Here is a 12,173-nt window from a genome sequence, read left to right on the forward strand (position 1 = left end):
AGCAGAGCGATGGTGGAGAGGTTCGCGTCGGGACAGGGTGTCTGGGCCCGTCCGTCAGGATTCCGGCCGCGCTTGCTCTCCGAACCCTGCCACCAGCCCGCGGAGATTCGGCGAGGGAGTACGGTAGCTGACAATCTCGACCGCCAAGGCGTGGTTCCTCACCAGCCGCAGCGCGCGCAGCATTCCTGCGTCGATCCAGTCGTCGAGATTGCCGAATGCGCCCCCGCCAAGGCGCGTCAGCAGCACCCGGTTCGAGGCGCCACGCGCCGCGTTCAGCAATCCGGCAAGCAGCGTCGCCTCGTACGCGGCCTCGAGCACGAGCGCCGCGAGTTCCGCCCAGAGCGAGGCCGGCCCGACCCCGAGGCGACCGGCAGGGCGGAGCAGTAGACTTGGCTGACGATCTGGCCAGGTCGGTTGCGGTCCGTCACCTCGACATCGAGGTGAAGCCCGACACGGACGAGACCGCGGAGGCGATCGCGTTCGTGTTCCGTCTGCGCGTGCAAGTGGCGGCCGATGCGAGCGAGGCTGTCGGCGGACGGCAACGCGTAGCCATTCTGCATGCGCCAGATGCTCGCCTCCGGCACCCCCAGCGCCGCGCTGAGCGCGCGTCCGAGGTCGGCCAGTCCGTCCAGCTGGCGGTCCCGTGTCTGTCCGACCCCGCCAGCGACCGGCACGAAATAATTGCGCCAGATCGTCCCAGCCCCGGCAGCTAGGGCGCAGGCGGGCCCCTGAGTGGGGTCATCCTCGTATCGGGTGACGCCGTCCTCGGGGCTGATGCCGGGGCCGGTCATCTCGAGCAGGTTGAACTGCGAGGCCACCTGGAACAGCGCCCCGGCATTCGACGGGTACGAGTGCATTTGCCGTACGTCGCCCTCGACAATCCCCAGCGTGAGCCGCCCCGGCACCGCCACATCCCGCGCTCGCGCCCGCAGTTCGGCCAGCGAGATCAACTCGAGGGTGCCGATCGCCCAGCGGCGCCCGTTCTCGAGCGACCGCAGGTGACCGGTTTTACTCTCCGACGCCGAACGCGACAGACAGGAGGGCGACAATCACCTTTCCCACGGCTGGGATGACTGCGGTGGTCTGAACTTCGCGCGGTCTTTGTTGGTTCGAGGTCCAACCTGGCCAACAAATTTGACGCAGGACGTGCGCGAATTCTTCAGCCCGCGCCGTGACGTCCAGCCAAAGGCAGCGCATCTGCAGGCGAATGGCGGGGCTCCGCATTTCGGCCCCAAAGGCTGTTCTGCCCCGACGTTAATCCGCCGCAAAACCAGCAAAGCCGCCTTGCGGGCGGCCTGCGTAGTCAGATGATTATCTTGAGATTTTTGGCTCCGGCGGTAGGGATCGAACCTACGACCAATTGATTAACAGTCAACTGCTCTACCGCTGAGCTACGCCGGAACACGGGGGCCATGTAGCAGCGGGTGGCGGGTGCGTCCAGAGGGGGCGCCGAGAAAATTTCCTCTCGCCGTTACGTTCGTTCCCGAGCCCCATCGGCGACCCGGCTCAGGCGCGCGACCAGACCGCCCCGGCCGTCAGCCCGCCCCCGGGTACGACCGCGCCGAGGTCACTCAGCGCCACGAGATGGGCCAGCACGTTGCGCTTGGCGGCGGGCAAAAGCGCGGCGGGGATCTCGGTGTAGATGCGCGCGGCGAGGGCCTCGGCGGTGCCGGGCGCGGCGTCCAGCGCCGCCAGGATCTGGGCGGTGCGGGCGCGGCGGTGGGCGGCGAGTTCGGCGAGGCGGGGCAGGGGGTCCGTCACCGGATCGCCATGCGCGGGGTAGAGCACCCGCGGCGCCAGCAGCGCGAGGCGCTCGAGGCTGCGCAGATAGTCCACAAGATCGCCGTCCGGCGGCGAGATCAGCGTCGTCGCCCACCCCATCACCAGATCGCCGCAGAGCACCGCGTCGCCGAGCCGGAAGCTCAGGTGGCTGCCCATGTGGCCGGGCGTGTGGACCGCCGTGATCTCCCACCCCGCGCCGCGCAGGACGTCCCCGTCGGCCAGCGTCACGTCGGGGCGGAAGGCCGCATCGGCGCCCTCGCCGCCGCCCACCGCCCCGGCTTCCGCCAGCCGCTGCATCGGGGGCGAGCGCCCCGCCTCGGCGGTGCCGAACGCCATCACCGGCGCCCCCGTCGCCGCGGCCAGGCGCGGCACAGCGGCCGAGTGGTCGAGATGCGGATGGGTCACGAGGATATGCGAGATGCGGCCCTCGGCGGCCTCGAGGATCGCCGCGACATGGGCCGGGTCGTCGGGGCCGGGGTCGATCACGGCGACCTCTTCGGTGCCGATCAGGAAGCTGTTGGTGCCGGGCCCGGTCAGGGGCGAGGGGTTGTCGGCGCGGATCACGCGCACTTTCGCAGGCTCGCTCATCCGACTAGGCTGGACCGGCCGCGCGGCGGGCGCAAGCGGCGCGGCAAGCCGGCCGCGCGAGGTGGCCGGCGCAGGCGGGCCGGGGTGCGGCAGGCGGGAAGGGCGATGAACTTCGACTGGCTCAAGCGACTGATGCCGCGCGGGCTCTACGGCCGGGCCGCGCTGATCCTGTTCCTGCCGGTGGTGGTGGTGACGCTGGTCGTCACGGTGATGTTCCTGCAGCGCCACTTCGAGGACGTGACCCGGCAGATGGTCCGCTCGGCGGCGGCCGAGCTTGCGCTGATCGCCGACCGGGTCGAGGGCGCCGCCGACATCGAGGCCGCCCGCGCCGCCGGCAACGAGATCGCCGTGCCGCTGGGGCTGACGCTCGAACTGCCCGCGCCCGAGGGGCTGGTCGAGGCGCGGCGCTTCTACGACCTCTCGGGCCGGGTGGTGATCTCGGCCTTGCACGCGGCGGTGCCGGCGGTCGAGACGGTGGACCTGCGCGACATCCGCCGGGTCCGGGTGCTGGTCGGCGGCGGGCGGCCGTTCGTGCTGGATTTTCCGCGCAGCCGCCTCACCGCCTCGAACCCGCACCAGCTGCTGGTGCTGATGCTCGGCACCTCGCTCTTGATGAGCGGCATCGCCTCGATCTTCTTGCGCAACCAGCTGAGGCCCATCCGCCGCCTCGCCATCGCCGCCGAGGCCTACGGCCGCGGCCAGATCCTGCCGTACCGCCCCGCCGGCGCCGCCGAGGTCCGCAGCGCCGGGCGCGCCTTCGTCGAGATGCGGGGCCGGATCGAGCGCCAGAACGAGCAGCGCAAGCTGATGCTGTCGGGGATCAGCCACGACCTGCGCACGCCGCTGACCCGGCTCAGGCTCGGGCTCTCTATGCTCTCGCCCGACCTGCCGCCCGAGCGCGCCGAGATCGCGGACATGGAGCGGGACGTGGCCGAGATGGGGACCATGATCGAGGGCTTCCTCGACCACGTCCGCGCCGAGGCGCAGGAGACGGTGACCGAGCCGGTCGAGGCGCGCGCCTTCCTCGAGGATATCGTCGCCGATGCGCAGCGCGGCGGGCAGGCGGTGCGGCTGGCGGGCTTCTCGGCCGACCCGGCCGCGGGCACCACGCTGTCGCTGCGGCCGATGGCCCTGCGGCGGGCGGTCGAGAACCTGATCGGCAACGCCGTCCGCTACGGCACCCGCGCCGAGATCGAGGCGGCGGTGACCCCGCGCAGCTTTCGGATCGCGGTCGAGGACGACGGCCCCGGAATCCCCGCCGACCGGCGCGAGGAGGCGCTGCGGCCCTTCGTGCGGCTCGACCCCGCGCGCAACCAGGACCAGGGGCAGGGGACGGGGCTCGGGCTCGCCATCGCCGACGAGATCGTGCGCGGACACGGCGGCACGCTGCGGCTGACGCAGGGACACCGGCTCGGCGGCCTGAGGGCCGAGGTCACGATCCCGCGCTGACGGCCGCCCGGTCATGCCGCAGACGGCTTGTGATCACAAACGCGCGCGACGGGTTGCCGGGATTGCAGCACGGCTTTGCGGTTCCTAGATTGCATTCACAAGCAGGACCGCCTGTGCCCGCCATCTTGGGGGCCGTCCGGTCCGGGCAGGAAAGGACGACAGATGACCGATACCACCACCTATCCGGTGCTGCCGCTTCGCGACATCGTTGTGTTTCCGCACATGATCGTTCCGCTCTTCGTCGGGCGCGAGCGGTCGGTGCGGGCGCTCGAGGCCGTCATGGCGCAGGATCGGCCGATCCTTCTGGCGGCGCAGCGCGACGCCTCGGTCGATGAGCCCGACAGCGACGGCATCTACGAGACCGGGGTGCTGGCCAACGTGCTGCAACTGCTCAAGCTGCCCGATGGCACCGTCAAGGTGCTGGTCGAGGGGCAGAGCCGTGTCCGCATCACCGGATTTGCCGACAATCCGAAGTATTTCGAAGCCTCGGCCGAACCGCTCGAGGAGACCGACGGGGACGCCGAAAGCGCCGCCGCGATGCTGCGTGCGGTCGCGGAAGAGTTCGAGAAATACGTCAAGATCCGCAAGAACGTCCCCGAGGAGGCCGTGGCCTCGGTCGCCGAGGCGGCTGACCCGCGCCGGCTGGCCGATCTCGTCTCGGGCCACCTCGGCATCGACATCGCCCGCAAGCAGGAGCTGCTCGAGACGCTCGACGTCGCCCAGCGGCTCGAGAAGGTCTATGGCCTGATGCAGGGCGAGATGTCGGTCCTGCAGGTCGAGAAGAAGATCAAGAGCCGCGTCAAGAACCAGATGGAGAAGACGCAGCGCGAGTACTATCTCAACGAGCAGATGAAGGCGATCCAGCGCGAGCTGGGCGACGGCGACGAGGGCCAGAACGAACTCGCCGAGCTCGAAGAGAAGATCGCCAAGACCAAGTTCAGCAAGGAAGCGCGCGAAAAGGCGCTGGGCGAGCTGAAGAAGCTCAAGGCGATGTCGCCGATGTCGGCCGAGGCCACGGTCAGCCGCAACTACCTCGACTGGCTCCTGAGCCTGCCGTGGGGCGTCAAGTCGCGCACCCGGCGTGACCTCGGCGCAGCCGAGCGCGTGCTCGACGCCGACCACTACGGGCTCGAGAAGGTCAAGGAGCGGATCGTCGAGTATCTCGCCGTCCAGACCCGCTCGGACAAGCTGAAGGGTCCGATCCTCTGCCTCGTCGGCCCGCCCGGCGTCGGCAAGACCTCGCTCGGCCGCTCGGTCGCCAAGGCCACGGGGCGCGAGTTCATCCGCATCTCGCTCGGCGGGGTGCGCGACGAATCCGAGATCCGCGGTCACCGGCGCACCTACATCGGCTCGATGCCCGGCAAGATCATCCAGGCGCTGAAGAAGGCCAAGACGACGAACCCGCTTATCCTGCTCGATGAGATCGACAAGATGGGGCAGGATTTCCGGGGCGACCCGGCGTCGGCGATGCTCGAGGTGCTGGACCCGGAACAGAACGCGACCTTCGTGGACCACTATCTCGAGGTGGAATACGACCTGTCCAACGTGATGTTCCTGACCACGGCCAACAGCTACAACATGCCGGGGCCGCTGCTCGACCGGATGGAGATCATCTCGCTCGCCGGCTACACCGAGGACGAGAAGCGCGAGATCGCCCGCCAGCACCTGCTGCCCAAGCAGATCAAGGCGAACGGCCTGCGCAAGGGCGAGTTCTCGGTCACCGACGAGGCGCTGACCCATGTCATCCGCTACTATACCCGCGAGGCGGGGGTGCGGAACCTTGAGCGCGAGATCGCCAAGCTGGCGCGGAAGGCCGTGACCGAGATCCTGAAGGGGACGGTCAAGTCGGTCGAGGTGACGCCCGAGAAGGCCGAGGCCTATCTGGGCGTCCGCCGGCACCGCTATGGGCTGGCCGAGAAGGACGATCAGGTCGGCGTGGTGACGGGGCTCGCCTGGACGCAGACGGGCGGTGATCTGTTGCAGATCGAGGCCCTGAAGCTGCCCGGCAAGGGCGTGATGAAGACGACCGGCAAGCTCGGCGACGTGATGAAGGAATCCATCGACGCCGCCGCCAGCTTCGTCCGTTCGGTCGCGCCCGAGCTGGGGATCGAGCCGCCGCAGTTCTCGAAGCGGGACATCCACGTCCACGTTCCCGAGGGCGCGACGCCCAAGGATGGTCCGTCGGCGGGTCTGGCGATGGTCACCTCGGTGGTCAGCGTGATGACCGGCATCCCGGTCCGCAAGGACGTGGCGATGACGGGCGAGGTCACGCTGCGCGGCAACGCGCTGGCCATCGGCGGGCTGAAGGAGAAGCTCCTCGCGGCGCTGCGCGGCGGCATCCGCACGGTGTTGATCCCGCAGGAGAACGAGAAGGACCTGGCCGACATCCCCGCCAACGTGAAGGAGGGGCTGACGATCATCCCGGTCTCGAACGTCCGCGAGGTCCTGAAGCACGCGCTGGTGCGGATGCCCGAGCCGATGGAGTGGGACGAGGCCGCGTGGGAGATCGCCGAGGCCAAGCGCCTCGCCGCGCTGCGCGAGAGCGCGGCGGCGCCCACGGCCCACTGAGGGCCCGAGGCCGAGAGAACAGGGGCGCGCGTCGAGAGGCGCGCGCCTTTTTCGTTGGCGCAGGGGCTGCGGTGGCGCCTTGGATGCGGAGCGAAACCGACGACGAAAACCCGTGAAAAGGGGGCTTGCCGCCGGGTTCGTCCCGGACTAAGAACCCCGCTACCGGGCGATTAGCTCAGCGGTAGAGCGCTTCGTTCACATCGAAGATGTCAGCGGTTCAAATCCGTTATCGCCCACCATCATTCCAAAGGCGCCGAGGCTGAAAAGCCCCGGCGCCTTTTTCGTCCCGAGTCCGGGGCAGGGTGGCGGGACCGGGTGCCGCCCGGGGTCGCGGGGGCACCTTGGTGCGCCGGCACGGGGCCAGACGGCGCCCCATCGGCCCGCCAGCCCGTCGCGGTCGAGACAGCGGAGCAGCGTCGCGCGCCGGCCACTCACCCTGCTCCCCGCTGCTCACACCTCGAACGCGTTGCGCTCGTGATAGCTCTGCAGGAACGACCGGATGCGCGGGTCTTCGGGGCGGGCGAAGATCTCGGCCGGAGAGCCGACGGCGACCATCTCGCCGCGTTCCATGAACGCCACGCGGTCGGCGACGTGGGCGGCAAAGCCCATTTCGTGGGTCACGACGACCATGGTCATGCCCTCGGCGGCCAGGCGCTTCATCACCGACAGCACCTCGCCCACCAACTCGGGGTCGAGCGCCGAGGTCGGCTCGTCGAACAGCATCACCCGCGGCTGCATGGCGATGGCGCGCGCGATGGCCACCCGCTGCTGCTGGCCGCCCGACAGCCGGCCGGGGTGGTTCGCGGTCTTGTCACCCAAGCCCACCTTGTCGAGCGCCGCCCGCGCCTCGGCCTCGGCCGCCGCGCGCGAGAGCCCGCGCACCTGCTGCAGCCCCTCGGCCACGTTCTGCAACGCCGTCATGTGCGGCCACAGGTTGAACTGCTGGAACACCATCCCGATCTCGCGCCGCATCTCGCGCAGGCGGCGCCCGCTCATCCTGCGCCCGCCGGGGCTCTCGTAGCCGATCAGCCGGTCGTCGATGCGGACCTCGCCCGAGTCGTATTCCTCAAGGAAGTTGATGCAGCGCAGAAGCGTGGATTTGCCCGACCCCGAGGGGCCGATGAGGCAGGTCACCTTGCCCGGCGGGATGTGCAGGTCGACCTCTTTCAGCGCCTGGAAGGGGCCGAAGAACTTGCTGACCTTGCGGATGTCGACAGAGGCGGCGTCGGCCATGCCTCAGCTCCTTTCGATGAGATGGCGGGTGACGCGCGCCTCGAGCCGGCGCCCCAGCCGCGAGATCGTCTCGACCAGCCCCCAGAAGAACAGCGCGAGGACGAAGTTCGCCTCGAGGAAGCGGAAGGTCTCGGTGGACATCCGCTGCACCTGATACATCAGCTCGGGGACCGTGATGATCGACAGGATCACCGTTTCCTTGGTCAGGATGATCGAGAAGTTGACCAGCGCCGGCAGCGCCGACACCAGCGCCAGCGGCAGCAGGATGCGGCGGACGATCACGGGCTCGGACAGGCCCACGGCACGCGCCGCCTCGATCTGGCCGCGCGGGACGGCGTTGAAGCCCGAGCGGAAGATTTCGGCGAAATAGGGGCTGCCGTAGACCGTGAGCCCGACCAGCCCGGCGGTCAGCGCCTCGAGCCTCAGGCCGACCAGCGGGCCGCCGTAGTAGAGCACGAAGAGCTGGACGAGGAACGGGGTGCCGCGGATCACCTCGATATAGATGCGCAGCAGCCAGTTGACCCACCGCGGCCCGTAGCGCTGGATCAGCGCGATGACGAGGCCCAAGGCCATGCTGAGCACCGTGCCGGCGAGCCAGCAGAAAACCGTCACGCCGAAGCCGCGCAGCAGCATCGGGCCGTATTGCTGAAGGATCGACAGGTCCATCACACCGCGCTCCGCACTTCCAGCCAGCGGCCGGCGGCGGCGAGGCAGAGGTTGATGGCCAGATAGATACAGGCCGCGGCGAGGTAGACCTCGAGCGGCCGGAAGGTCGTGGCGGCCTGGGCCTGGCTGGCGCGGGTCAGCTCCATGATCCCCACGACCGAGACGAGCGAGGAGGCCTTGACCAGCAGGATCAGTTCGTTGACCAGCGCCGGCAGCGACATGACCACCGCCTGCGGGAGGATGATCCGACGCCAGATCGCCACCGGCGCCATGCCTATGGCCTGCGCGGCCTCGGCCTGGCCGCGGGGCAGGGCGGCGATCGCGCCGCGCCAGATCTCCGAGATATAGGCGCTGGCGCAGATGCCCACCGTGACCACGGCGGCGACCAGCGGCGGCACGTCGATGCCGATCACCGGCAAGAGGTAGAACATCAGCAGAAGCTGCACGAGCAGCGGCACCCCGCGCAGGAAGCTGACCCACAGCGCCCCGATCCAGCGCAGCACGCCCGAGCCGGACAGCCGCATGGCGCAGACCGCCACCCCGATCACCAGCCCCAGCGCGATGCCGAGGACCGAGACGAGCAGCGTCTGCCGGGCCGCCCAGGCGAGCGGCAGGAAGGCGTCGAGGAAGGTCTGGACCGAGAACATGGGCGCCCGTCAGCGAAGGAAGCAGGCGGCCGGGCGGCTGACCCGCCCGGCCGGTTCACGCGATCAGTTGGCGGTCGGCTCGATCGGCAGCTCGGTATAGGCGCCGAGCCACTTTTCCTGGATCGCCTTGACGCGGCCATCCTCGGTCATCTTCTTCATCGCGTCCTCGATGGCCTTGCGGAAGCTCTCGGTCTCATCGCCCTTGCGCAGCACCCAGGCGAAGTAGCTGGGCTTGCCGAACTGCGCCGGCTCGAAGAGCGCGAAGGTCTCGGGGCGGTTCTTCACCAGATAGGTCAGGTTCGGCAGCGAGCCCGCGACCGCGTCCAGACGGCCCGCGGCGAGGTCGGCATAGGCCTCGTCGGTGGTGCCGTATTCCTTGACGGTGACGCCGCCCAGCTCCTTGCCATAGGCGTCGAGCTGGCGGAACTGCGCGGTGCCCTGCTGGACGCCGACGGTCTTGCCCTTGATATCCTCGGGCTTGGTCAGGTCCTTGTTCGAGGCCGCCTTGACCAGCGACACGGTCGCGTCGGCGATCGGCGGGGTAAAGGTGTAGCGCTCGAGCCGCTCGGCCGTCACGGTGACCGGGGCGATCACGATGTCGAACTTGCCGACCTCGAGGCCCGGCAGCTCGGCCGTCCAGGGGATGTCCTGATAGACCGGCTCGACGCCGATCTCCTTGGCGACCTCGTCGAACAGGTCCTTGGTCATGCCCTCGTAGGTGCCGTTGTTCAGCATGTCGAAGGGGGCGTAGTGCATGTCGGTCGCGGTGACGATCTTGCCCGCGGCCTTGATGTCGGCGAGCTGGTCGGCCAGCGCGCCGGTGGCGGCAAAGGCGAGCGTCGCGGCGCCCAGCAGCGCGGCGCGCAGGGTGGTGCGGATGGTCATGGTGTCGGTCCTCTCCTGTCGGGCGGGTTGAACGCGGCGTCCTGCCCGGCGGGCGCCGCTGATGTGGCGGGCCGATCTAAGCGTCGGCCGCACCGGAAATCCAGCGTTGCGGGCGGGCCGGCCGCAGGACAACCGCCAGCGCGGGGCCGGCTGCCGCCAATCCGTCCAGAGCGCCCGCCGGATCGGCCAGCAGCGTGTCGCCGGGGGCGAGCCCCGCGCCGCCCGCCGGTCCCGGCTGGGGGCTGAGGGCCACCAGCGCCATCGTCCCCGCGGGCACGGCCTCGGCCGCGGCCAGCGGCACGACGTGGTGGCCCAGCACCCCGCGACGGGTCATCACGTTAAGGTCGATCACCGGCCCGGCGGTGAACCGCCCCGTGACCGGCGCCTCGCCCGGAAAGCTCAGCGGCGCGTCGCCCGGCGCAAGCCGCACGACTGCCCCGCCGAAGTCGAGCGCCAGACCCGCGCCCTCGATCAGCGTCAGCGTCCGGTCGATGCCGGGAAAGGCCGAGAACGGCCCGTCCGCGGCGACCTCGGCCATGCTGAGCCGCCAATCGAAGGCTGCCACGTCCGCACCCTCGGGGCCGGCGGCGATCTGCCACGTCACCCCGCCGCCGTTCCGCCACGGCTGCGAGGTCAGCTCGGCGGGGCGGACGATCCTCATCCGAGGATGCCGGGCAGGTTCAGCCCGTGTTCGCGCGCGCAATCCAGCGCGATGTCATAGCCCGCATCGGCGTGGCGCATGACGCCCGTGGCCGGATCGTTCCACAGCACGCGGGCGAGGCGCCGGTCGGCGTCCTCGGACCCGTCGCAGCAGATCACCATCCCCGAGTGCTGGCTGAACCCCATCCCCACGCCGCCGCCGTGGTGCAGCGAGACCCAGGTCGCGCCGCTCGCGGTGTTCAGCAGCGCGTTGAGCAGCGGCCAGTCCGACACCGCGTCCGAGCCGTCCTTCATCGCCTCGGTCTCGCGGTTGGGGCTGGCCACCGACCCGGAATCGAGGTGGTCGCGGCCGATCACCACCGGCGCCTTCAGCTCTCCATTACGGACCATCTCGTTGATCGCCAGACCCGCCCGGTGCCGGTCGCCCAGGCCGATCCACATGATCCGCGCGGGCAGGCCCTGGAAGGCGATGCGCTCGCGCGCCATGTCCAGCCACTTGTGCAGATGGGCGTTCTCGGGGAACAGCTCCTTCATCTTCGCGTCGGTCTTGTAGATGTCCTCGGGGTCGCCCGAGAGCGCCGCCCAGCGGAACGGCCCGATGCCGCGGCAGAAGAGCGGGCGGATGTAGGCGGGGACGAAGCCGGGGAAGGCAAAGGCGTTCTCGAGCCCTTCCTCGAGGGCCACCTGCCGGATGTTGTTGCCGTAATCGACAGTCGGCACGCCCGCGTTCCAGAAGTCCACCATCGCCGCAACGTGCTGTTTCATCGCCGCGCGCGCCGCGTGTTCCACCGCCTGCGGTTCGGTCTCCTGCCGGGCGCGCCATTCCGCGACCGACCAGCCCAAGGGCAGATAGCCGTGCAGCGGGTCATGGGCCGAGGTCTGGTCTGTCACGATGTCGGGCCGCGCGCCGCCCGCCTGCATCCGGCGGAAGATCTCGGGGAACACCTCGGCGGCGTTGCCGATCAGCGCCACCGACTTGGCCTCACCCGCCTTCGTCCAGCGGTCGATCATCGCCAGCGCCTCGTCGAGGCTGTGGGTCTTTTCGTCGCAATAGCGGGTGCGGATGCGGAAATCGGCGCGGGTCTCGTCGCACTCCACGGCGAGGCAGCAGGCCCCGGCCATCACCGCCGCCAAGGGTTGGGCGCCGCCCATGCCGCCGAGCCCCGCGGTGAGGATCCATCGTCCCTTGAGGTCGCCGCCGTAATGCTGCCGCCCGGCCTCGGCGAACGTCTCATACGTGCCCTGCACGATGCCCTGCGTGCCGATGTAGATCCACGAGCCCGCCGTCATCTGCCCGTACATGGCCAGACCCTTGCGGTCGAGTTCGTTGAAATGCTCCCACGTCGCCCAGTGCGGCACGAGGTTCGAGTTGGCGATCAGCACCCGCGGCGCGTCCTTGTGGGTCTGGAACACGCCGACCGGCTTTCCCGACTGGACGAGCAGCGTCTGGTCCTCGTCGAGCGCCCGCAGGCTGGCGGCGATCCGGTCGAAATCCTCCCACGTGCGGGCGGCCCGGCCGATGCCGCCGTAGACCACCAGCTCATGCGGGTTCTCGGCCACGTCCGGGTGCAGGTTGTTCATCAGCATCCTGAGCGGCGCCTCGGTCAGCCAGCTTTTCGCGCTGATCTCGGTGCCGGTGGCCGGATAGATGTCGCGGGCGTTGTGGCGCGGGTTCGTGGGTCGCGTCTCGGTCAT

11 protein-coding genes and 2 tRNA genes are annotated in these 12,173 nt (G+C 69.7%); 4 read left to right on the forward strand and 9 right to left on the reverse strand.

From position 1 onward, the window contains the following. Window positions 1-54: 54 nt before the first annotated feature. Window positions 55-318 (reverse strand): hypothetical protein, encoded by a 264-nt coding sequence (locus ACFHYO_RS10030; protein WP_394320156.1) that lies wholly within the window; start codon window positions 316-318, stop codon window positions 55-57. Window positions 319-389: 71 nt separating this feature from the next. Here ACFHYO_RS10030 and ACFHYO_RS10035 point away from each other — a divergent pair, with 71 nt between their 5' ends. Further along, window positions 390-713 (forward strand): hypothetical protein, encoded by a 324-nt coding sequence (locus ACFHYO_RS10035; RefSeq protein ID WP_394320157.1) that lies wholly within the window; start codon window positions 390-392, stop codon window positions 711-713. 613 nt (window positions 714-1,326) lie between these two features. Here the strand turns inward: ACFHYO_RS10035 and ACFHYO_RS10040 are convergent. Together ACFHYO_RS10040 and ACFHYO_RS10045 are read right to left on the reverse strand one after the other, a co-directional pair. Then, window positions 1,327-1,401, reverse strand: a tRNA-Asn gene (locus tag ACFHYO_RS10040). A gap of 105 nt (window positions 1,402-1,506) precedes the next feature. After that, window positions 1,507-2,370, reverse strand: a complete 864-nt coding sequence (locus ACFHYO_RS10045) for an MBL fold metallo-hydrolase (protein WP_394320159.1) — start codon at window positions 2,368-2,370, stop codon at window positions 1,507-1,509. 105 nt (window positions 2,371-2,475) lie between these two features. Between ACFHYO_RS10045 and ACFHYO_RS10050 the strand changes: the two genes are divergently transcribed. The 3 genes from ACFHYO_RS10050 (at window position 2,476) to ACFHYO_RS10060 (ending at window position 6,626) form a co-directional block, all read left to right on the forward strand. Then, window positions 2,476-3,819 carry an ATP-binding protein gene (locus ACFHYO_RS10050; RefSeq protein ID WP_394320161.1) on the forward strand — a complete coding sequence of 448 codons (1,344 nt, stop codon included), beginning with the start codon at window positions 2,476-2,478 and terminating at the stop codon, window positions 3,817-3,819. 162 nt (window positions 3,820-3,981) lie between these two features. Further along, window positions 3,982-6,387 (forward strand): endopeptidase La, encoded by a 2,406-nt coding sequence (gene lon / locus ACFHYO_RS10055; RefSeq protein WP_036699805.1) that lies wholly within the window; start codon window positions 3,982-3,984, stop codon window positions 6,385-6,387. 164 nt (window positions 6,388-6,551) lie between these two features. After that, a tRNA-Val gene (locus ACFHYO_RS10060) sits at window positions 6,552-6,626 on the forward strand. Window positions 6,627-6,837: 211 nt separating this feature from the next. Here ACFHYO_RS10060 and ACFHYO_RS10065 read toward each other — a convergent pair. From ACFHYO_RS10065 to hutU, 6 genes are all read right to left on the reverse strand, one after another. After that, a complete protein-coding gene (locus ACFHYO_RS10065) occupies window positions 6,838-7,620 on the reverse strand; it encodes an amino acid ABC transporter ATP-binding protein (protein WP_043132144.1) in 783 nt (260 codons plus the stop codon). A 3-nt stretch (window positions 7,621-7,623) separates the two neighbouring features. Then, window positions 7,624-8,286 carry an amino acid ABC transporter permease gene (locus ACFHYO_RS10070; RefSeq protein WP_168783553.1) on the reverse strand — a complete coding sequence of 221 codons (663 nt, stop codon included), beginning with the start codon at window positions 8,284-8,286 and terminating at the stop codon, window positions 7,624-7,626. Then, window positions 8,286-8,933: an amino acid ABC transporter permease gene (locus tag ACFHYO_RS10075; protein ID WP_036707484.1), complete on the reverse strand. Its 648-nt coding sequence runs from the start codon at window positions 8,931-8,933 to the stop codon at window positions 8,286-8,288. Before ACFHYO_RS10075 ends, ACFHYO_RS10070 begins: the two co-directional genes overlap by 1 nt. A 63-nt stretch (window positions 8,934-8,996) precedes the next feature. After that, window positions 8,997-9,818 (reverse strand): transporter substrate-binding domain-containing protein, encoded by an 822-nt coding sequence (locus ACFHYO_RS10080; RefSeq protein WP_036699814.1) that lies wholly within the window; start codon window positions 9,816-9,818, stop codon window positions 8,997-8,999. A 76-nt stretch (window positions 9,819-9,894) separates the two neighbouring features. Next, window positions 9,895-10,479, reverse strand: a complete 585-nt coding sequence (locus ACFHYO_RS10085) for a HutD/Ves family protein (RefSeq protein ID WP_394320164.1) — start codon at window positions 10,477-10,479, stop codon at window positions 9,895-9,897. Continuing rightward, window positions 10,476-12,173 carry a urocanate hydratase gene (gene hutU, locus ACFHYO_RS10090; protein WP_036707488.1) on the reverse strand — a complete coding sequence of 566 codons (1,698 nt, stop codon included), beginning with the start codon at window positions 12,171-12,173 and terminating at the stop codon, window positions 10,476-10,478. The genes ACFHYO_RS10085 and hutU overlap by 4 nt, the downstream gene beginning before the upstream one ends.

The organism is Paracoccus panacisoli, from assembly GCF_042435015.1.
GTDB classification, from domain to species: domain Bacteria; phylum Pseudomonadota; class Alphaproteobacteria; order Rhodobacterales; family Rhodobacteraceae; genus Paracoccus; species Paracoccus panacisoli.

Bases quoted from the DNA above. Each gene is read 5' to 3' on its own strand.
- ACFHYO_RS10045 (WP_394320159.1), bottom strand. From the start codon at position 2,370: ATGAGCGAGCCTGCGAAAGTGCGCGTGATCCGCGCCGACAACCCCTCG.
- ACFHYO_RS10050 (WP_394320161.1), top strand. From the start codon at position 2,476: ATGAACTTCGACTGGCTCAAGCGACTGATGCCGCGCGGGCTCTACGGC.
- lon (WP_036699805.1), top strand. From the start codon at position 3,982: ATGACCGATACCACCACCTATCCGGTGCTGCCGCTTCGCGACATCGTT.
- ACFHYO_RS10065 (WP_043132144.1), bottom strand. From the start codon at position 7,620: ATGGCCGACGCCGCCTCTGTCGACATCCGCAAGGTCAGCAAGTTCTTC.
- ACFHYO_RS10070 (WP_168783553.1), bottom strand. From the start codon at position 8,286: ATGGACCTGTCGATCCTTCAGCAATACGGCCCGATGCTGCTGCGCGGC.
- ACFHYO_RS10075 (WP_036707484.1), bottom strand. From the start codon at position 8,933: ATGTTCTCGGTCCAGACCTTCCTCGACGCCTTCCTGCCGCTCGCCTGG.
- ACFHYO_RS10080 (WP_036699814.1), bottom strand. From the start codon at position 9,818: ATGACCATCCGCACCACCCTGCGCGCCGCGCTGCTGGGCGCCGCGACG.
- ACFHYO_RS10085 (WP_394320164.1), bottom strand. From the start codon at position 10,479: ATGAGGATCGTCCGCCCCGCCGAGCTGACCTCGCAGCCGTGGCGGAAC.
- hutU (WP_036707488.1), bottom strand. From the start codon at position 12,173: ATGACCGAGACGCGACCCACGAACCCGCGCCACAACGCCCGCGACATC.